The 19,285-nt window shown below is 42.0% G+C and carries 16 protein-coding genes; 2 read left to right on the top strand and 14 right to left on the bottom strand.

What is annotated here, in order from left to right:
• Positions 1–79 precede the first annotated feature (79 nt).
• From ACZ449_RS03380 to ACZ449_RS03370, 3 genes are all read right to left on the bottom strand, one after another.
• Positions 80–913, bottom strand: a complete 834-nt coding sequence (locus tag ACZ449_RS03380) for a methyl-accepting chemotaxis protein (protein ID WP_464259657.1) — start codon at positions 911–913, stop codon at positions 80–82.
• Positions 914–1,036: 123 nt separating this feature from the next.
• Entirely contained in the window at positions 1,037–2,368 is a 1,332-nt protein-coding gene (locus ACZ449_RS03375) for a short-chain fatty acid transporter (protein ID WP_464259656.1), read from the bottom strand.
• 216 nt (positions 2,369–2,584) lie between these two features.
• A complete protein-coding gene (locus ACZ449_RS03370) occupies positions 2,585–4,120 on the bottom strand; it encodes a sigma-54 interaction domain-containing protein (protein WP_464259655.1) in 1,536 nt (511 codons plus the stop codon).
• A 269-nt stretch (positions 4,121–4,389) separates the two neighbouring features.
• Between ACZ449_RS03370 and ACZ449_RS03365 the strand changes: the two genes are divergently transcribed.
• Positions 4,390–5,214, top strand: a complete 825-nt coding sequence (locus ACZ449_RS03365; RefSeq protein ID WP_464259654.1) for a beta-keto acid cleavage family enzyme — start codon at positions 4,390–4,392, stop codon at positions 5,212–5,214.
• Positions 5,215–5,227: 13 nt separating this feature from the next.
• Positions 5,228–6,178, top strand: a complete 951-nt coding sequence (locus ACZ449_RS03360) for a 3-hydroxyacyl-CoA dehydrogenase family protein (RefSeq protein ID WP_464259653.1) — start codon at positions 5,228–5,230, stop codon at positions 6,176–6,178.
• A gap of 217 nt (positions 6,179–6,395) precedes the next feature.
• Here ACZ449_RS03360 and ACZ449_RS03355 read toward each other — a convergent pair whose 3' ends face one another.
• The 11 genes from ACZ449_RS03355 to ACZ449_RS03305 all read right to left on the bottom strand — a co-directional run bounded on the left by ACZ449_RS03355 (position 6,396) and on the right by ACZ449_RS03305 (position 19,067).
• Positions 6,396–6,548 carry a hypothetical protein gene (locus ACZ449_RS03355; protein WP_464259652.1) on the bottom strand — a complete coding sequence of 51 codons (153 nt, stop codon included), beginning with the start codon at positions 6,546–6,548 and terminating at the stop codon, positions 6,396–6,398.
• 140 nt (positions 6,549–6,688) lie between these two features.
• Positions 6,689–7,474 carry a short-chain-enoyl-CoA hydratase gene (locus ACZ449_RS03350; RefSeq protein ID WP_464259651.1) on the bottom strand — a complete coding sequence of 262 codons (786 nt, stop codon included), beginning with the start codon at positions 7,472–7,474 and terminating at the stop codon, positions 6,689–6,691.
• Positions 7,475–7,510: 36 nt separating this feature from the next.
• On the bottom strand, positions 7,511–8,707 hold the full coding sequence (locus ACZ449_RS03345; protein ID WP_464259650.1) for an FAD-binding protein: 1,197 nt from the start codon (positions 8,705–8,707) through the stop codon (positions 7,511–7,513).
• Between the two features lie 13 nt (positions 8,708–8,720).
• Positions 8,721–9,506 carry an electron transfer flavoprotein subunit beta/FixA family protein gene (locus tag ACZ449_RS03340; RefSeq protein WP_464259649.1) on the bottom strand — a complete coding sequence of 262 codons (786 nt, stop codon included), beginning with the start codon at positions 9,504–9,506 and terminating at the stop codon, positions 8,721–8,723.
• Between the two features lie 19 nt (positions 9,507–9,525).
• Complete coding sequence (locus tag ACZ449_RS03335; RefSeq protein ID WP_464259648.1) at positions 9,526–10,665, bottom strand: acyl-CoA dehydrogenase; 1,140 nt, start codon at positions 10,663–10,665, stop codon at positions 9,526–9,528.
• A 228-nt stretch (positions 10,666–10,893) separates the two neighbouring features.
• Positions 10,894–12,861, bottom strand: a complete 1,968-nt coding sequence (locus tag ACZ449_RS03330; RefSeq protein ID WP_464259647.1) for a methyl-accepting chemotaxis protein — start codon at positions 12,859–12,861, stop codon at positions 10,894–10,896.
• A gap of 73 nt (positions 12,862–12,934) precedes the next feature.
• The gene (locus ACZ449_RS03325; protein ID WP_464259646.1) at positions 12,935–14,686 is read right to left on the bottom strand and encodes an NADH-dependent [FeFe] hydrogenase, group A6; all 1,752 of its coding nucleotides are present in this window, start codon (positions 14,684–14,686) and stop codon (positions 12,935–12,937) included.
• A 2-nt stretch (positions 14,687–14,688) separates the two neighbouring features.
• On the bottom strand, positions 14,689–15,990 hold the full coding sequence (locus ACZ449_RS03320; protein ID WP_464259645.1) for a complex I 51 kDa subunit family protein: 1,302 nt from the start codon (positions 15,988–15,990) through the stop codon (positions 14,689–14,691).
• The gene (locus tag ACZ449_RS03315) at positions 15,978–16,499 is read right to left on the bottom strand and encodes an NADH-quinone oxidoreductase subunit NuoE family protein (protein WP_464259644.1); all 522 of its coding nucleotides are present in this window, start codon (positions 16,497–16,499) and stop codon (positions 15,978–15,980) included. Before ACZ449_RS03315 ends, ACZ449_RS03320 begins: the two co-directional genes overlap by 13 nt.
• A gap of 137 nt (positions 16,500–16,636) precedes the next feature.
• Entirely contained in the window at positions 16,637–17,590 is a 954-nt protein-coding gene (locus tag ACZ449_RS03310; RefSeq protein ID WP_464259643.1) for a 3-hydroxyacyl-CoA dehydrogenase family protein, read from the bottom strand.
• Positions 17,591–17,744: 154 nt separating this feature from the next.
• Positions 17,745–19,067, bottom strand: a complete 1,323-nt coding sequence (locus ACZ449_RS03305; protein WP_464259642.1) for a TIGR00366 family protein — start codon at positions 19,065–19,067, stop codon at positions 17,745–17,747.
• Positions 19,068–19,285: the final 218 nt, after the last annotated feature.

Below are 19,285 nucleotides of genomic sequence, written 5' to 3'. Positions count from 1 at the left end.
AAAGCACGATTTGTCCGCGTTCACGACAAATCGTGCTTTTAGTTTTTGATATCGCATTACCAAAATTGAGCAACAGCTACTACTCCTGAAATAACCTTTCCGCCATCTGATCAAGTTCTTCAGCCATCAAATTGACCCGTTCGACTTCCCTAGCCACTTCAGTTATAGCTGCTGCTACCTGCCCAATCATGTTTTCAATATTGATAACTTGACGATAGTTTTCCTCACTGCCGACTTGTATCATCTTAACCACTGTATCAACCTTCTTTACTGACTCTCCACAAGAAGTCGCAAGATTCCGGATTTCCGAAGCAACTACAGCAAAGGTCCGTCCTTGTTCGCCTAATCTAGCCGCCTCAATTGCAGCATTTAGACCTAGAAGATTGGTTTGTGTTGATATGTTTTTTATTAGTTCTAATACTTTCTCAGTTTCGCTAACATAGGTCATTGAGTCAGCCACTCTTTGCGCAGACTTATTACCAATCGCTGCAATTTCTTGTGCTTGGGCTGATATTTCTTCAGAAGTACTCGCCAACACACTAATACTACTGGACAAGTTATCAGCCATTTCTTTTAAACTTTCTTGTCGGTCGACCGGTTCTGCCACAGATATGCACCCAATGACCTCATCTACTTCATTTAGAATTGGATGAGCATAAGCAATATACGGGATGCCAAAAAGTGATTTATCACCCTTAACAATAATTCTACGTTTTTCTGCCATTGCCATAAACACGGATGTTCCAGACTTTAACAATGTACCCGGAGAAATATTTAAATTAATTTTTTTACTTGGTTTTGCCAACAAATACTTTTCCTTATCAGTTACGGCAACACAATAATCATTTGGCAACAACTCTGTTAACATGGGAGCTACATACTGAAAGTAGTTTAGAAGTTCTTTGTCTGTCATATAGTGTAGTTCCTTTCTGTTACTAACTCATTTTAGCTATGTGGTAAATAGAAGATCCTCCAATTGGAGGATCTTCTATTTTGATCTTATCGAACTCAACTTTATATCCGATCAGGTATCCTTTTAATGAGGTATTAAAAAGATACCTGTTATCGCAACTATATTTCCAATGATGAATAATAGAACGGAAAATCCCATCAAGTCTCGAATATTCATGTTTGCAATGGCTAGCAATGGTAAAGCCCAGAACGGACAAACAATATTCCAAATGCTCTCACCCCATGCCACGCCCATAGCTACTTTCCATGGCTCTACACCTAAAGTTGCCGCAGCGGGTAACATAAATGGTGCCTGAACAACCCAGTGGCCACCAGCCGAAGGAACAAATATGCTAATGATAAGAGAAGAGAAATAACATGCCACTTCAAAAGTATCATAGGTAGCAACACTCAATAGCAAGTTAGATATAACGTGAACTAGTCCGCTACCGTGCATAATCCCCATAATTCCTGCATAAAAGGGGAATTGCAAAATGATCCCACTGGCGGTTGCAGTGCCTTTGCTTATCGCCCTAGCATAATTAACCAAGGTGCCGTGAGCCAATATTCCTAGTACAATAAACATAAAAATTAAAATATTTACGTTAAGATTAAACCCGTTTTTCAGGAAGTAAGCAATAAGATAAACAAGCCCTGCTAATCCTAGTGAGTAGTTGAGAAAACGGCTGTTGTCCATTTTATCTGCCAACTGTAGTTCAGCAGTAGAAGCAGCTGTTTCCAATAATGTTTCATCTTCAAACAAAGTAGGATCAGCTATAACTATATCTTCTTTTTTAGGTAGCATTAGAACACAAACAATAGGAATTACAATTGCTAGAGTAATCGTAATAAACAAAGCTTGTGGATGAAAAATTGTTTGAGTTAAAGGAACGAGCCCTATTTGCCCTTCCAGAAAATGTCCTTTAGTGTTGATTACTAACGGCACAGAAGCCGATAACCCACCATGTGTAATAATGATTCCGGAAAACACGGCGGTTACTAACACGCGGAAATCAGTATCAGTATGTTGTTTGGCAGCCTCCCGAGCTAGAAAACCGCCTGCTATCAAACCCAATCCCCAGTTAAGATAATAAAGCCCCATTGAGACAAGACCAATAAAAAGTATTGTTTGTTTCGGAGTACGCGGTATCAATACAATCTTCTGAAGTAACCGGCGTACAACTTTCGCAGAGGCTAAGGCATAGCCAGTTATTAAGACTAGTGACATCTGCATAGCAAAAGCTAAGATATCAAAGAAGCCTTTACCCCAGTACTCAACAACTGCCATAGGCGACGTATGGGTTATAAATACAGCCATTGCACCTACAAACAAAGTAATAACCCATACAATTGTAAACGGATCCGGTAAATATTTTTGCATCAAATTTACAAAGAACATGAGCACGCGATTTATCATTTTCACACATCCATTTCTTTCATATTACACTTTAGCCATCAACGCCCACGCTCAATTTAATAAGCAATAATCGTGCCAATACTCAAATCGCCATTGGGTTGTTATAAAATTCAGTCCATTCAATTTCTTTGATGATATTTGTCATCAATCTTATTTAACAAGCTCAGCTCTTACCTTGCTGCAACAGCTATTTTTGAAAGATGAAAAGATGCATCACTAATGATGCATCTTTTCATCTTTCAATCCAATTCCAAGCCGCTTAGCTTTTTTTACGATGGTCGATTGGTCAATCTTTAAAATTTGAGCGGCTTTTCTCGTACTCCCACATTGAGCCAATACCCTCTCGATTGTTTTTTTCTCAATATTGTTAACGATTTCTTTTAGCCCCATTTCCTCTACAACAAGCTCGGACATATAGGATGGGGTTATATTTAACAAAGCTCCTAATTGTTCGTTACTGATGTTTCCGCTCTGTTCTGATATAATAACCAGTCTCTCAAGTATATTTTGCAGTTCGCGAATGTTCCCGGGCCACGAATACTGTTGCAACATTTCAAATCCCATTTTATCTATTATTACGTTCTTTACATATTTGGAATTATAGACTCCGAGGAAATGCCGGGCTAACACTTCAATATCTTCCCTTCGCGAACGCAGCGGTGGAATATGAATAGGAAATACGTTTAGCCGGTAGTACAAATCCTCTCGAAATCGCCCTTGCTTCACAAGATCCTTTAAATAGCAATTTGTTGCTGACAGAATTCTCACATCTAGCTTAATTGGTTTAGTTCCTCCAATACGGGTTATCTCTTTATGTTGGATTACCCTTAGCAGTTTAGATTGCAATTCCATTGGCATGTCCCCGATTTCATCAAGCAAGATTGTCCCTTTATCAGCTAATTCGAATAGACCAATTTTACCGGAACTAATCGCGCCAGTAAATGCCCCCTTGGCATATCCAAAAAGCTCTGCTTCCAAAAGATTCGCGGGGATAGCCGCACAATTAACCTTTATGTAAGGCCCATCTCTCCTAGCACTATTTGCATATATTTCAGTTGACACTACCTCTTTGCCTGAACCCGTTTCCCCGGTTATCAATACCGTAACATCAAGACCGGCAACTTGCTGGATTAACTTCATGACTTTTTGGGTCTCAAGACTTTTTCCGATCATATTTTCATTCAACTGTAGTTTTCTAAGATGTTCCACTTCCATGGCATTCTTTACCTTGTCTTTTTCCACTGCTTTTATTTTTTTTTGCGAAGCATCTAGGTCATCTTTCATTTGCATCAATTCCGTAATTTCTCTATCAATAGTCACGACTTTCTTTACATTACCCTTTGCATCCAAGACCGGTATTCCAGTAATTAGCATTTTAGTCCTGTTCTTTAAACTTTCCCCCATGGCATTTACTTGTTTTTTGCATTTAATTACTTCCGGAGTTACCGCATTTAGGTAAACTCCCTCTGCCAGCAGCTCATCAACATACTTTCCTACTACTTCAGCAGAATGAATACCGGTGATTCTAGTATATGCTTTGTTCACATACAATGTCTTGCCTTTACCATCGGTAATATAAATTCCATCATATAGATAATCACCGATATCTCTAAGGGTAGAAAGCTCACTAAAGACTTTCTGTAAACCGGCGATAATCTCTCGACAAGATGCAGTATCTAAATTACTTTTTTCAATTTTTGTTATTAATCCTTGCAAAAAGATAGCTTCACTGCTTTCTATTCTATCTTTCAATGTCATCCCCCCCTAATTCGCCATTCGCTAAAACTGATGCTAACTAGTTATTATTAACAAATGATAACCAATCTAAATCAGAATGTAAACTATCGAGATATTTCCCGCCTTTTTCTTTTGGCACAGAAATTGCATTGTATTTTTAACGAGCCTTTCAACGCCCCACAAGGAGAACAGCCATAAAAGAAATCGTTATCGCCGCTGCACTTGCACGGCCACCCACCGCTACTATTGTAGAAAAATTAAAATAATTTATGAGGTGAATTATCATGGAAAAAACAATTATCACAGTTGCAACAACAGGTGCTTTCCCAACCAAAAAGCACAATCCTAACATTCCTCTAACGCCAAAGGAAATTGCTAACGATGTGTATGAATGCTGGCAGGCAGGCGCCGCTGTAGCCCATCTGCACATGCGGGACGATGAAGGCAAAGGCACTATGTCCAAAGAAAAATTTCGTGAAACGGTCGAGCTTATTAGAAGCAATTGCGACATTGTCCTTAATTTGACCACCTCTGGAGATTTGCTTGCAACTGATGAAACTAGAATGGCCCACTTTATTGAACTTAAACCTGAAATGGCTTCTTATGATGCTGGTTCTATGAACTGGATGCACAGTAGCTTATTCCTTAATCCACCACAGTTCCTTGAAAACCTTGGTAAAACCATGATTGAAAACGGAGTAAAACCAGAAATCGAAGTTTTCGATGCTGGCATGATATACAACTCGCTCTACTATATGAAAAAGGGCGTTATTGCGCAGCCAGCCCACTTCCAGTTTGTTTTAGGAGCCGCAGGAGGTACTGCTGCCACTGTAGAGAATCTGGTATACCTTAAAAGCTTGTTACCACAAGGATCGACTTGGTCAGCCTTTGGTATCGGTAAAGGACACGTGCCTATTATGTTAGCTACCATTGCCCTGGACGGTCATATCCGCGTAGGCATGGAAGACAATGTGTACTATGCCAAAAATCAATTAGCAACTTCAAATGCACAATTTGTTGAACGTGCTGCCAGAGTAGTCAAAGAAGCCAACAAAGAAATTGCCACTCCCGATGAGGCCAGGGAAATCTTGGGTCTAAAAAAGAAATAAGCAGGTGAGCTAAATGATAAAAAATATTGGTGTTATCGGCGCAGGCACTATGGGGCATGGTATTGCCCTATCCTTCGCTATGTACGGCTATAACGTAAACTTATATGATGCTTACGAAAACCAGCTAAAAAAGGCACTCGTTGAGATTGCGGACGAACTTGCCCTCTTAGCGGAAGAGCATTTCATTGAGCCTAACGCTGTTCAAGCCACCCTAGATAGAATTAAAGTTTATAGTGACTTACAGCAAGCTGTTAAGGACAGAGATTATGTTATTGAAGCTACTCCAGAAATATTAGAGCTTAAACAAAAACTGTTTACTCAACTAGATGAATTCTGTCCTAACCATACAGTTCTAGCCAGTAATACCTCCAGCCTTCAACTAACTGCCATGATGGCTCTGGTTTCCCCAGAACGCAAAAAACATATGATTGTCAATCACTGGTACAACCCTGCTCATTTAATGCCTGTCGTTGAACTTTCCTGTTTTGGCAATATGCCTGAAGATATTTACAAAGAAGTCGAAGCTTTATTTGCTACCGCAAAAAAACAAACTGTCAAAGTTCTTAAAGACGTTCCCGGTTTAGTTGCTAACCGCATTCAGCAGGGTGTTGCCCGCGAAGTTTTCTCCCTTATCGAAATGGGCGTCGCAGAACCTGCTGATATTGATAAAGCACTTAAATTCGGCCCTGCTTTCCGTTATGCCACCACCGGTCAGTTAGAAGTAGCTGATTTTGGAGGCCTTGATATCTGGAGTATCGTCGGCGATAATCTATTAAAAGAGATGGACAATCGTCAAGGTGCCAATGACCTTCTGAAACAAAAAGTCGCTGAGGGCAAGCTCGGCATTAAATCAGGTGAAGGTTTCTATAAATATGAAGAATCTAAGATTCCTGGTATTAAGAAAGAATTTATGAAAAAGTTAATTCATCAACTAAAAGCTTCAGAATACTATACACAGAAGTAATATTAGAAGTATAAAACAGGTGTCTACTATGAGGTGGACACCTGTTTTTTGTGAGTCAAGACCACTGCCCGCTGAGCGGACGATGGTCTACCCTGAACAAGCCTTTTAAGTAGTGCTATATTCTTCCCCCACACCTAAGTGGTAGTTTTTCATAAAGAAAGTTTTCTGTTAGGGCAAAGAAAAATTGCACCCATACGGGTGCAATTATCAAAAGATGTCAGTCAGTTTCCAGGAGTTCTTCGGCCTCTTTTAATAGCTGAATATCACCACACATTGGAACTTCACCGCAAGCCTCACTCATCGGACATTTACTGCAAATTGAATCAGCCAGAAGAGCAAGGCGGGCAGTTACTACTTGATTTTGAAGCATACTACCACCTCCTACCGTCAGTATACTACCTCGTATCAGCCGAGACAATTACCAAACAATGGATTTAGCAGCACCTATTTAGCCCTCTTGCCAATATTCTGGTACATAGTAGATGATGTCACTAATTTTGAGATTCGAAATTACCTCCCAGAAAAATCCGGCTTACGCTTCCCAATAAAAGCGGTCATGCCTTCTTTCTGATCGGCAGTTGCAAAACACAATCCGAAAACTTCCGCCTCATAGGCAATACCTGACTCCAAATCCATGTCCATTCCAGTATTTACTGCCGCTTTACACAGCTGAACAGCTACATTCGCACGCGATAAAATCTTTTCAGCCAACGCTTTGGCTGCACTAATCAATTCATCAGCAGGTGTGATTTTATTAACTAGGCCGAGCCGATAAGCCTCTTGTGCATCAACTATCTCAGCAGTATACAGCAATTCTTTAGCTCGACCTTTACCAATCAAACGTGCCAAGCGTTGTGTTCCGCCAAACCCTGGAACAATGCCTAAACTCACCTCTGGCTGACCAAATTTAGCCTTTTCCGAAGCAATTCGAATGTCGCATGCCATAGCCAGTTCACAACCGCCACCCAGTGCAAAACCATTGACAGCTGCGATAACAGGCTGCGGCATATTTTCCAGTTTACTGAAGATAGCCTGTCCATATTTTCCAAAAGTCCGCCCAGCCATTGCAGACATACTTTGCATTTCCGAAATATCGGCTCCCGCCACAAATGCCTTATCACCGCTTCCGGTAATTATTACTACTTTAACACTATCATCTTGCACAATCTCATCCAAAAGACTATCCAATTCCTTCAGGAGCTCAGAGTTTAAGGCATTTAACGCTTTCGGCCTGTTTAACGTAATCGTCCCAATCCCATTGTCAATTTGATACAGTACGTTATTATATGTAGTCAATCTTGACACCTCCCAAACGTTTCCTAATTTAAAAAGCTAGCATGCCTTTGCTTTTTTGAATTCTTCAATCAGAGCAGGCAATACTTCCATTACATCGCCAACTATACCGTAATCTGCAACTTTAAAGATTGGCGCATCAGCATCTTTATTGATGGCAATAACCACATCTGACGACGACATGCCGGCAACATGTTGAATAGCCCCAGAAATGCCACAAGCAAAATACACTTTGGGACCAACAGTTTTCCCGGTTTGTCCTACCTGATGGAAATGCGGCTTCCAACCAGCATCTACAACTGCCCTTGATGCCCCGACAACACCGCCCAGCACATCAGCCAGTCCTTCAATTAATGCAAAGTTTTCTGGCTTGCACATTCCCCGTCCACCAGAAACAATAATTTCGGCTTCTTCCAAGTTGCAAGAGGTTGTACAAACCTTTACAAGATCGACGAGTTTGGTACGAATATCTTGGCTTTTTATCTTACTTGCTACCCGCACTATTTCGCCAGTACGTGAAAAATCTTGTTCAGGACGTTTAAATACTTTCGGCCTTACAGTCCCCATCTGCGGACGATGCTCAGGACACAGTATAGTAGCCATAATATTACCGCCAAAGGCCGGGCGAGTCCATGCCACAAGCCCAGTTTGCTCATCTATTCCAAGGTTGGTACAGTCAGCTGTCAGACCCGTACCAACTCGACAGGCAACTCTCGGACCAAGATCTCGGCCGTCATTTGTCGCTCCAATGAGAATTACCGACGGTTTGTAAGTATTAATCAAATCGGTAAGTACTGCCGTGTAGCCATCAGTACTATAGTTTTTAAACTCAGGCCCTTCAATTAAATATACCTTGTCCGCACCGCTAGCAAATACTTCTTTAGCGAACGATTCTACTCCATCGCCAATTATTACACCCGCTAGTTTCTGTCCTTTTGCATCAGCCAATTTCCGGCCTTCACCCAACAACTCATGACTTACATTTCTGATTTGTCCTTCAACCTGCTCAATGAATACCCACACATCTTTATAGGAATCTTTATCTATTTTTACCGAACTTTTTTCAATTTCTTTAGTGATTGCACCTACAGGACATGCATCAACACATGCTCCACACACTGTGCACGCGTCGGTAATGCAGGCCTTGTCAGCCTCCATAACCATCGCGCCAAAGGGACAGGTATTTATACATGCACTGCAGCCAACGCATTCTTCTTTATTAATTATTACCGCCATGTTAATGCCTCCGTTACACAATCTTTGCTTCTAATAATTTACTAGCAAGTTTGGACGCTGCTTCTCGCGCCGAATCAGCCTTGATGATCTCGCCTTGTACCCGCTGTTGCGGTGTGAAGATACGACGTACTTGAGTCGGCGACCCTTTAAGCCCAAGCTGCTCGGGATTAACATCCATATCACCAGCAGTCCAGGTAGAAATTTCTTTACGATTAGCTTTCATTGTACCTTTAATTGTCGGGAATCGAGGCTCGTTAATTGACTTAAGCACAGTAAGTAATACAGGAGTCTGCGTTTCAATTATCTCATAACCTTCTTCATGTTCCCGTTCAACCTTGATAGAATTGCCTTCCACCTCAATTTTCGAGACACAGGTCACCTGTGCCAAGTCAAGATGTTCAGCAATCTCTGGACCCACTTGAGCAGTATCACCGTCGATAGCCTGTTTGCCGCAGATAATCATATCCACATTACCCAGTTTTTTAATAGCACAGGCTATCGTATAGCTAGTGGCTAAGGTATCGGCCCCACCAAAAGCCCTGTCACTAATTAGGAGTGCCTCATCGGCACCCATGGCCAGACATTCTTTCAGCGCGTCTTTAGCTTGAGGCGGCCCCATGCTAATAACAGTCACTTTTCCACCATGTTTTTCTTTTAACTGCAGCGCTGCTTCGACAGCATTTTTATCAAAAGGGTTAACTATACTCGGTACTCCTTGGCGAATAAGTGTATTTGTAACTGGATCAATTTTAACTTCTGTGGTGTCAGGCACTTGCTTGACACAAACAACTATTTCCATTCCTTAGACCCTCCTATTTCTACCTCAGCAAGCTGCCGGAGATGACCATGCGTTGAACTTGATTAGTTCCTTCATAGATCTGAGTAATCTTAGCATCGCGCATCAGACGCTCTACTGGATATTCCCGACTGTAGCCATAGCCGCCGAAAATCTGTACTGCATCTGTCGAAACTTCCATAGCAATATCGGAAGCATACATCTTAGCCATGGCAGCTTCTTTAGAATATGGCAAACCTTGATCTTTAAAAGATGCGGCACGATAAACCAGCATACGAGCAGCATCAACTTTTGTTGCCATATCGGCCAGCATAAAACCGATCGCCTGGTTAGCAGCGATAGATTTGCCAAATTGTACACGTTCCTTGGAGTACTTTACGGCATTTTCAAGTGCTGCCTGAGCTATCCCCAACGCTTGGGCTGCAACTCCGATACGTCCGCCATCAAGAGTAGCCATAGCGATTTTAAACCCTTGGCCCTCTTTACCCAGCATGTTTTCCTTCGGCACTTTTACATCTTGGAATATCAATTCATTCGTCATGGAAGAATGAATGCCCATTTTATGCTCTTTTTTACCAAAAGTGAAGCCCGGCATGCCTTTTTCCAAAATAAATGCTGTGATTCCTTTAACACCCTTGGATTTGTCAGTCATAGCAAACACAACATATACCTCGGCTTCACCAGCATTAGTGATAAATATCTTGCTGCCATTTATAACATAGTTATCACCATCTAAAACTGCTACAGTTTGTTGCGATGCTGCATCTGTCCCAGCATTAGGTTCAGTTAGACCAAAGGCTCCTTGTTTTGTACCTTCTGTTAGCGGAACAAGGTATTTTTGCTTTTGTTCTTCAGTTCCAAAATTAAAGATAGGCCAAGCACATAACGAAACAGTAGCAGATAAGGTAATACCTACTCCAGCATCAGCCCGAGAGAGCTCTTCCACAGCTAAAATGTAGCTTAGAACATCGGCATCAGCACCGCCATATTTTTCAGGAAAACAAATACCGGCAAAACCCATTTCTCCCATTGCATCGGCAATCTCCCGAGAAAATTCTTCCTTTTCATCACGCTCGGCTGCCCCTGGTGCCACTTCTTTTTCAGCAAAATCACGGACTAACTTTTGCATGGTCTTTTGTTCCTCTGTAAGTTGAAACTGCATAGAAATCCATCCCCTTTTATATAATAATCTTATGAACATACCTAACATACTATTGCAATAATTATGCCAATGTAAAATCAGCAATTGAATGTTAGGTAAAATCACCCTTTTTGTCTGTTGATGAAACTCTTCATCACAAGCACGGAAATTGCCGGAAAAATGGCACTTTCCCCTGATGAAAATTATCGCCTAAGTGATGCAAAAAATCATCAATACTTCACCATCGTTTTATACCTTAAACTGTTCGACATTCTTCTGCAACGCCTCTGCCATTCGTGCTAATGCTTGGCTAGAAGCAGCTATCTCTTCCATCGAGGCCGATTGTTCCTGAGTTGCAGCTGAGACACTTTGTGTCTGCCCTAACGTTTCTCCACTAATTTTTTCAATATCTTGCACAGCCGAAACTAATTCCTGGCTTCCTTTTGCCATCTGGTCTACAGCTGCGGTAATTCCATGAACTTGTAACGATACCTGATCAATTAGTCTGACAATCTCCCTAAATGCCTGTCCTGCCGAATTGACAACTTCAGCTCCCACCTTCACCTCGTGAGTACCTGCATCCATGGATGAAATGGCTTTACCGGTATCTTCCTGTATTTCTCCAATTAACTGTGCGATTTGTTTAGCGGCATTTTGTGATTGTTCTGCCAGTTTTCTTACCTCTTCGGCAACTACAGCAAAACCTCTGCCTTGCTCACCTGCGCGAGCGGCTTCAATAGCAGCATTAAGTGCTAATAAGTTGGTCTGCCCTGCAATACCGGAAATAGCATCAACGATCTGTCCGATTTCTGTTGATCGCGTTCCTAATTTGCCAACTACCTGAGCGGCATTTTCTACGGCAACCTCGATTTGTTTCATTTGACTTACAGTCGTATGTACTGCCCTGTCACCTTCTTGGGCTGCATTAGTAGCCTGATCAGCAACAGTAGCAACATCTTTCGCGCTTCCCGTCACCTGCTGGATACTGGACAACATTCTTTCTACCACATCGTTTGCCTTATTCACGGCTCTTGCTTGTATCTCCGCCCCTTGAGCTACCTCATTTATAACCCCGGCAACCTGACTGGCCGCTTGAGCGGATTGTTCCGCACTTGTAGTGAGTTGTTCTGATGATGATGCCACCTGCAGCGACGAATTCCTAATATGTCCAATCAGTTTTTGAATATTAACTGTCATTTCCCTGAAAGAATTAGCCAGATTCCCAATTTCATTTTTCTCATGAACATCAATTGTAGTGGTGCAGTCTCCATGTGCGATTCTCTCAGCAACACCTTGTAATTTATCTAGTGGTTTTATGATTCGCCGTGTTAATAAGGCAACAATGAATGCCGCCAGAATTACCATTCCCACTGCAGAAGAAGTTGACCACAGTCCTATTGAACGCAACGGTCCTTTAAATTCATCTGTAAATGCCGTAGAAACAATAGCCCACTTTACACCTTTTAAAGGTGTATATGCAACATATTCATCCCTATCATTTTCTTTAATAGCTTGAATTCCTGTTTCAGCATTTTGAACTTTTCGCATAATACCAGCAAGAGAACTCCCCTCATCCTGGAACGCATTATACTTCAAAATTTTCTTTTCATCTTTATCTGCTACAACGGTACCGTCAATTTGATATAAGGTCGCATATCCTGACTGTCCAATTTGGATGGATGATACAACTTGAATTAATTCATCTATTTTTACATTACCACCCAATATTCCAACTAGCTGACCATTGTTCATTATTGGAACTGCGACTACAACAGCCATTTTCCCATCGGCTTTACCAATTAAGGGATCTGAGATAACCGTCTTACCTGTTGCTATCAAATCTTTAAAATAAGCCCGTTCACTAATGCTTCCCGAAGTTCCTGAAGGTGAATACCATGTTCCCTTGGAATCAGATACCCAGAAACTACTATATAACGGCATACGTTTGCTTTCCAATAATAAATACGTGATAATAGCTTGCTTATCACCGCCTGTTACTACTGGAGAATTTGCTATGGCCTCCATCTCAGCCTTTCGTATTTGCAGCCAAAAACTAATCTCATTTGCCGCGACCTTTGTTGTATCTGTTAGACTTTGTTCTACGCCTTGAATAATTACGGCCTGGGTTTTTGTATAGTTTACAACTGTTAGGATTCCTGATGTTATCACCAACACAATAATGGTCAGTAAAACAAAAATCGATCGAATACTTCTCATGTTTTTTCCCCCTTGATTATTGAATTAAATCAGGGGCTGAACTTTTTTAGATAGCTTGCTATTTAAGCTATCTTCATTTGCAGTTGTCCCGGGGATGATAATGGGTATGAAGCAGTTCATGGGATTTGTGACCAAGTGGTTTGCCCAGGAACTCGTCATATAATGCTTTAACTGCCGGATTCTTATGCGACTGGCGAATTGCTTTGTCGCTGTCTGCCTGATAAAGACCAGCCATACGTGCTTCCTTTGTAGCTGTGGTAGTACCCCAAGGTTGACCGCCGCCACCAATACAGCCGCCAGGACAGCACATAATTTCTACAAATTGATAGTCACACTCGCCTGCTTTGATTTTATCAAGGATAACACGCGCATTCTTCAGGCCGTTAGCAATAGCAACTTTGACTTTTGTACCATCAAGGTCTACTTCTGCTTCTTTTATGCCTGTTAAGCCGCGGATATCTTTAAACTCAACATTGGCAAGTTCTTTGCCTGTAACAACTTCGTACACCGTACGCAGGGCAGCTTCCATTACGCCACCGGACGTTCCGAAGATTACAGCTGCACCGGTGGAAATACCCATCGGGTCATCAAACTCTTCATTATCAAGCTTAGTAAAATCAAAACCTGATTGTTTTATCATCCGCGCCAATTCGCGAGTAGTCAACACAACGTCAACATCGCGATAGCCGCTGTCATTCATTTCAGGACGGGCGCTTTCCCGTTTTTTGGCCACACATGGCATGATCGATACAGAAACTATTTTACTCGCATCAATGCCAGCTTTTTGTGGGTAGTAGGTTTTGACTAATGCACCAAACATTTGCTGCGGTGATTTGCAGGTCGATACATTTGGCAACAGTTCAGGGTAGAAGCCTTCAACAAAGTTAACCCACCCTGGGCTGCAGGAGGTAATGAGTGGCAAGACACCACCCTGGCTCATTCTCTCTAACAGTTCGCTGCCTTCTTCCATAATGGTTACGTCTGCAGAGAAGTCAGTATCAAATACCTTGTCAAATCCTAACCGCCGTAGAGCGGCTACCATTTTCCCGGTAGTAATACTGCCAGGGTCCATACCAAACTCTTCGCCTAAAGCTACCCTTACGGCCGGAGCTACTTGAACAACTACATGCTTCTCCTGATTACCAAGAGCTTGCCATACTTTTTCTGTTTCATCTTTCTCATATAATGCGCCTACTGGGCAAACAGAAATACATTGTCCGCAATATACACAAGTGGTATCTTGCAATGGCCGATTAAACGCAGTAGTTACTTCATATTCAATGGAACGGTGGGCTGTATTAATAGCACCAACGGTCTGTACCTCTTGGCACATTTCTACACAACGCCCGCATTTTACACACTTAGCCATGTCACGAACAATTGCGCCGTTGGAATCTTCAATTGGTAACGCTTTAGGCTCATTCTTAAACAGTGGTTTACTAATGCCAAAATCGCGAGCTAATTTTTGCAATTCGCAGTTTGTACTTCTTACGCATTGTAAGCAATCCTGCGGATGCTCAGCCAGGATAAGCTCAAGTACATCTTTTCTGGCTTGACGGACAGCTGGGCTGTTGGTGATAAATTCCGCACCGTCCCACACTTCATTACCGCAGGCTGTCTTAAGTTTTCTCTGACCCTTAACCTCAACTACGCATACCCGACAGGTAGCGCGTACTTTAAGGTCAGGATGGTAGCATAAAACTGGGATGTCTATGCCAATCAGCTTAGCGGCATCCAGGATAAGGGTGGTTTCAGGGCATGATACAGGAATGCCGTCAATGGTAACATTTACTATTTTATTAGGATCTGATGCATGATGACCCATCACTACTCACCTCTTTCCTGTTCAGTAAAGCAGACTTTCGCCGGACATTTTTTGTTCAGGTGATCTGCAAATTCATCTTTGAAGAGTTTCCAGCAGGTATTTAATGCCACTGCCGCCGATTGTCCCAGACCGCAGAAAGAAGCATTGGTCATAGTACTAATCAGGCGCTTAAGGACAACCATATCGTCCTGGGTGGCTTCGCCTGTTGAAAGTTTGCACAATATGGCATAGATCTGCTTGTTGCCTTCCCGGCAGGGAGTGCATTTACCGCAGGATTCATGGATAAAGAACTCAGTTACACCTTTTAGGTAATCAATCACACAGACATCTTCGTCCATAACTACTACTGCGCCTGAGCCAACGGTCAAACCAGCGTTTCTAAGCGTTTTGTAGCAATACGGCGTGTCCAGCTGTGCTTCATTGCCAATAGGCCCAGACTGCCCGCCTAAATGGTAGAATTTAAGCTTCTTGCCATTAGGAATACCGCCGCCCAGTTCAGGGTCATATATGCAATCTTTCAGGCTTACACCAAAGGGAATTTCATATACGCCACGGTTAACCACATTACCAGACAAACAAATTAGCTTAGTACCGCCGCTATCGTTAGTGCCATAGCTTAGATACTTTTCGCCGCCCTCTAAAACAATGGTTGGAATGGTCGCAATGGTCTCAACATTGTTAACTAATGTTGGCAGTAAGAACAAGCCAACTTCTGCTAAATGAGGTGGTTTAATACGAGGACGACCAGCTTTGCCTTCAATCGAATTCAAAAGAGCTGAATTTTCACCGCATACATAAGCACCAGCACCGGTCATAATATGAATATTGAATTCAAAATTGGTGCCCTGAATATTTTTGCCAAGATAGCCTGCTTTTACAGCATTATCAATGGCGCTTTGGAACACCTTTTGAATGGCTCGATACTCACCCCGGATATAAATGTAGCCGTCATGGGAGTTAAATACATAACCAGCAATGGCCATGCCTTCAATTACTCTGAGCGGGTCTTGGCCTAACAGAATTTTATCTTTAAATGTACCAGGTTCGCCTTCGTCAGCATTAATTACAATATATTTAGGAAACTCAGGAATTTCCAAGAGTTGTTCCCATTTAGAACCAGCCGGATAGGCAGCACCGCCGCGACCTAACAGCTTAGCTTTCTTAACTTCACCAATGATTTCTTCCGGTTTCATAGTAAACGCTTTTTTGAGACCTTGGAAGCCGCCTGCTTTCACATATTCTTCAACAGAATCAGGACTAATTACGCCACAATTAGTCGAAACTAGTTTCTTTATTTTTGACATGAGGACACCCCCCGGTAACTATTAACAATTTCAGCTACCTTGGCTGCTGTCAGGTTACCATAGACCTCTTCGCCAATTTTGGCTACCGGGCCAATGTCGCAAGCGCCAACGCAATTAGTGTGCATCAACGTGAAGAGGTTGTCTGGTGTAGTCTGGCCGAGGCCAATACCTAATACATCCTCAAACATTTTAACAATTGCATCCGCTTTTGTTACATGGCAGGGCGTACTCTTACAAATTTCAATAACATACTTTCCTTGTGGTTCAATACTAAACATAGCGTAGAAAGTTAATACATCATGGACTTTGCTTATTGGTAATTCTAACTCACGAGCTACCACTTCAGCCCATTCTTCGGCTACATAATTTTCGCCGGAGGCGCATTGAATATCCAATAAAATCGATAACAACTGTTCTTTTTGCTTATTATATTTATTGATAATTTCCATGACTTGCTCATACTGTTTAACAAGTTCTAATGCTTGATCTTTTGTGATTTTTAAGCCCATACTTTTTATTGCACCTTCCTTTGACCGTCCGACACTTTGAAATAACTTGATTCTTTAGTCTGCAGTCCTCACCTTAAAACGGTTGAACTGCAGACTCTAGAATGTATTAAAATTCTTATTAACCATGAGAATTTACATTAAAAGTCCATCTCTTTATCTTTAAGAAGCCATTCTAGTAAGATTTTTTCTCTTGTTTTCTTAATCTTGGCTAGTGCCTCGGGAGTCCACCTATATAAGCCTTCTCCTGTTTTGGCCCCTAGCATACCTTTATCCACAGCTGCTTTGAGTAGTGGCGATATCTTTGTCTCATTACATAAATCTTCCAGTAGGTAACTAGAGATATTATAGAATATATCGAGACCTCCTAGATCAGTGCTTTCAAGGGGGCCAGTTGTGGATAAGCGCCGTCCCAAACTATATTTCACAGTGGTATCAACCGCTTCTTTACTGGCAATACCGGACTCCACTATATACAAGGCTTCACGCAACAGGGCAAGTTGTAGACGATTTCCAATAAAGCCTAAGGCCTCACGGTTCAGGGCTACTGGCTTTTTCCCGATTTTCTCCATTAATTTCCACGTTGTGTCTACGGTTTCTTGCGCAGTATACTTGCCAGGCACCACTTCCACTAGAGGAACTATATGTGGGGGATTCCAGAAGTGTGCAACAACAAATTTATCCTTACGGCCAATTGCTTCGGCAATCTTTGTCGGGCTTAGTCCAGATGTATTAGTAGCAAAAATAGTATGGGCCGGGCATATTTTATCTAGTTTCGCAAAAACTTCTTGCTTAATTTGTATTTCCTCTGCGATGGATTCAATAACAAAATCAGCATCGCCTGCTGCTTCCTCCAATGTAGTAACACCTTTAATCCGTCCAATAATTGCTGGAATATCCTTTTCCTTAACAAGACCATTCTCTTGATATATTGCAAGAGCGGCTTTCACCCCGTCCAATCCCCTGGTAATACTCTTATCAGAACGGCCATACATTTTCACATTATAGCCAGCCATAGCAAACATAACTGCAGTGCCAAAGCCCATAGTCCCAGTTCCCAGATTGCAGATATTTTTAATGGTTTCGACTTTCATCTAATTCCCCTCCTAATTGTCTAGTATGTCTATCCTTTGTAACCTTTTAATGCAAAATTCATGCCAATATACAACATTTTTTAATCTGGCTATTATTAACCAGATTAAAAAATGTTCAAATATTAGAGATCGCAAAACGTTCCTATCTTTATATTTATAAGAAATATAATCCAATGAGGAAGATTGGCAAAGTCCAGATTAGAGCAGTAACGCAATAGCCCATGATGTCACGTACGCCTAATCCAGCAATAGCCAGTGCGGGTAGAGCCCAGAACGGTTGAGCCATGTTCATCCATTCTTCACCATAAGCAATCGCCATAGCAGCCTTACCCAGATCAGTTCCAAGGGCTTGAGCAGCCGGCATAACAAACGGTCCTTGAACAACCCAGTGACCACCGCCGGACGGAACCGCTAAGTTAACTAAACCTGAACTAAAGAACGCAAGAACCGCGAAAGTATCTTTTGTAGATATATTGACAAACCAGTTGGTAATAATTCCGCCTAGACCGGAATGCTCCATCATTACTTGAATGGCTGCATACAGGGGAAACTGAACCAAAATACCTGCAGTACCACGGGCGGCATTAATAACTGCCCGCATATAGGACATTGGTGTTTTATGCAGCATGATACCCGCTGTGAAGAAAATCAGATTTACTGTATTAACGTTAATATTAAATCCATTCTTAGCAAAATACATTGCTAGATAAATACATCCAAACGCACCAACCAACATAGCCAAGAACGTACTTTCCTCAACTTTTTCAGCCCAAGTAGCGTTGGGACCAACAACTTTCGAAGTGGGCGGCTCTTCTGCCAACAAGCTGGGATCTACAGCAATTACTTCCTCAGGTTTTGGCAGCATCGACTTACACAGGAAAGGAACAACGACGATAAGAGCAACAGTAATAAAAATATTGTACGGTGTAAATAAGGTTTGACTAATAGGGATAAGTCCAACCGTTGCTTCCATTGGATTGCCCTTGGTTGCAGCAACAAGCGGTACCGAACCAGATATACCACCATGCCAAGTAATGAATCCGATATAAGCACTAGCAATCAGCAGGCGGTAGTCAGACCCAGCTACTCTGCGAGCTACCTCACGAGCAAATAACGCACCAACAACCAACCCAAAGCCCCAGTTAAGTGCACTGCACACCGCCGACATGAATGCTACCAGCATTACGCCTTGAGCCGGAGTTTTAGCAACTTTAGCAAGGTTTCTCATGCCTCTACGCAGCAGTGGTGAACTCGCTAATGCATGTCCGGTTACTAGCACCATTGCCATCTGCATAGAAAACGCTAGTAAGTTCCAAAAGCCATCGCCCCACATTTTTACCATTGCCAACGGACCACTCGGCGTTATGGCAATACCTAAGACAAATACTATTATCGTTAGGAATATTGCAAAAACAAGTGGGTCAGGCAAATAACGCTGTACCATTAAGGTAAGAAAACGTGAAATAGTTTTGATCATAATCCTCATCTCCTCCAATATTTTATTTGTCAATATACCACTCGATCTTGCCGTCATCATAACAACATGGGATTTCACATGTACTAAAAGTTGCACCTCCTCAACGATATGGCATGGATCAAGCTCTATTCTTATTAATTGCAAGTAGTGTGCCAAACAAATCGAATACTTTAATTTGTTGTAAACATCGCATTTTTCAGCATATTATACAAACTTCT

This window comes from Desulfosporomusa polytropa, from assembly GCF_055380075.1.
This window is presented reverse-complemented; position numbering and strand designations above follow the sequence as displayed.

Bases quoted from the DNA above. Each gene is read 5' to 3' on its own strand.
- ACZ449_RS03380 (WP_464259657.1), bottom strand. From the start codon at position 913: ATGACAGACAAAGAACTTCTAAACTACTTTCAGTATGTAGCTCCCATG.
- ACZ449_RS03375 (WP_464259656.1), bottom strand. From the start codon at position 2,368: ATGATAAATCGCGTGCTCATGTTCTTTGTAAATTTGATGCAAAAATAT.
- ACZ449_RS03365 (WP_464259654.1), top strand. From the start codon at position 4,390: ATGGAAAAAACAATTATCACAGTTGCAACAACAGGTGCTTTCCCAACC.
- ACZ449_RS03360 (WP_464259653.1), top strand. From the start codon at position 5,228: ATGATAAAAAATATTGGTGTTATCGGCGCAGGCACTATGGGGCATGGT.
- ACZ449_RS03355 (WP_464259652.1), bottom strand. From the start codon at position 6,548: ATGCTTCAAAATCAAGTAGTAACTGCCCGCCTTGCTCTTCTGGCTGAT.
- ACZ449_RS03345 (WP_464259650.1), bottom strand. From the start codon at position 8,707: ATGGCGGTAATAATTAATAAAGAAGAATGCGTTGGCTGCAGTGCATGT.
- ACZ449_RS03340 (WP_464259649.1), bottom strand. From the start codon at position 9,506: ATGGAAATAGTTGTTTGTGTCAAGCAAGTGCCTGACACCACAGAAGTT.
- ACZ449_RS03335 (WP_464259648.1), bottom strand. From the start codon at position 10,665: ATGCAGTTTCAACTTACAGAGGAACAAAAGACCATGCAAAAGTTAGTC.
- ACZ449_RS03330 (WP_464259647.1), bottom strand. From the start codon at position 12,861: ATGAGAAGTATTCGATCGATTTTTGTTTTACTGACCATTATTGTGTTG.
- ACZ449_RS03325 (WP_464259646.1), bottom strand. From the start codon at position 14,686: ATGGGTCATCATGCATCAGATCCTAATAAAATAGTAAATGTTACCATT.
- ACZ449_RS03320 (WP_464259645.1), bottom strand. From the start codon at position 15,990: ATGTCAAAAATAAAGAAACTAGTTTCGACTAATTGTGGCGTAATTAGT.
- ACZ449_RS03315 (WP_464259644.1), bottom strand. From the start codon at position 16,499: ATGGGCTTAAAAATCACAAAAGATCAAGCATTAGAACTTGTTAAACAG.
- ACZ449_RS03310 (WP_464259643.1), bottom strand. From the start codon at position 17,590: ATGAAAGTCGAAACCATTAAAAATATCTGCAATCTGGGAACTGGGACT.
- ACZ449_RS03305 (WP_464259642.1), bottom strand. From the start codon at position 19,067: ATGATCAAAACTATTTCACGTTTTCTTACCTTAATGGTACAGCGTTAT.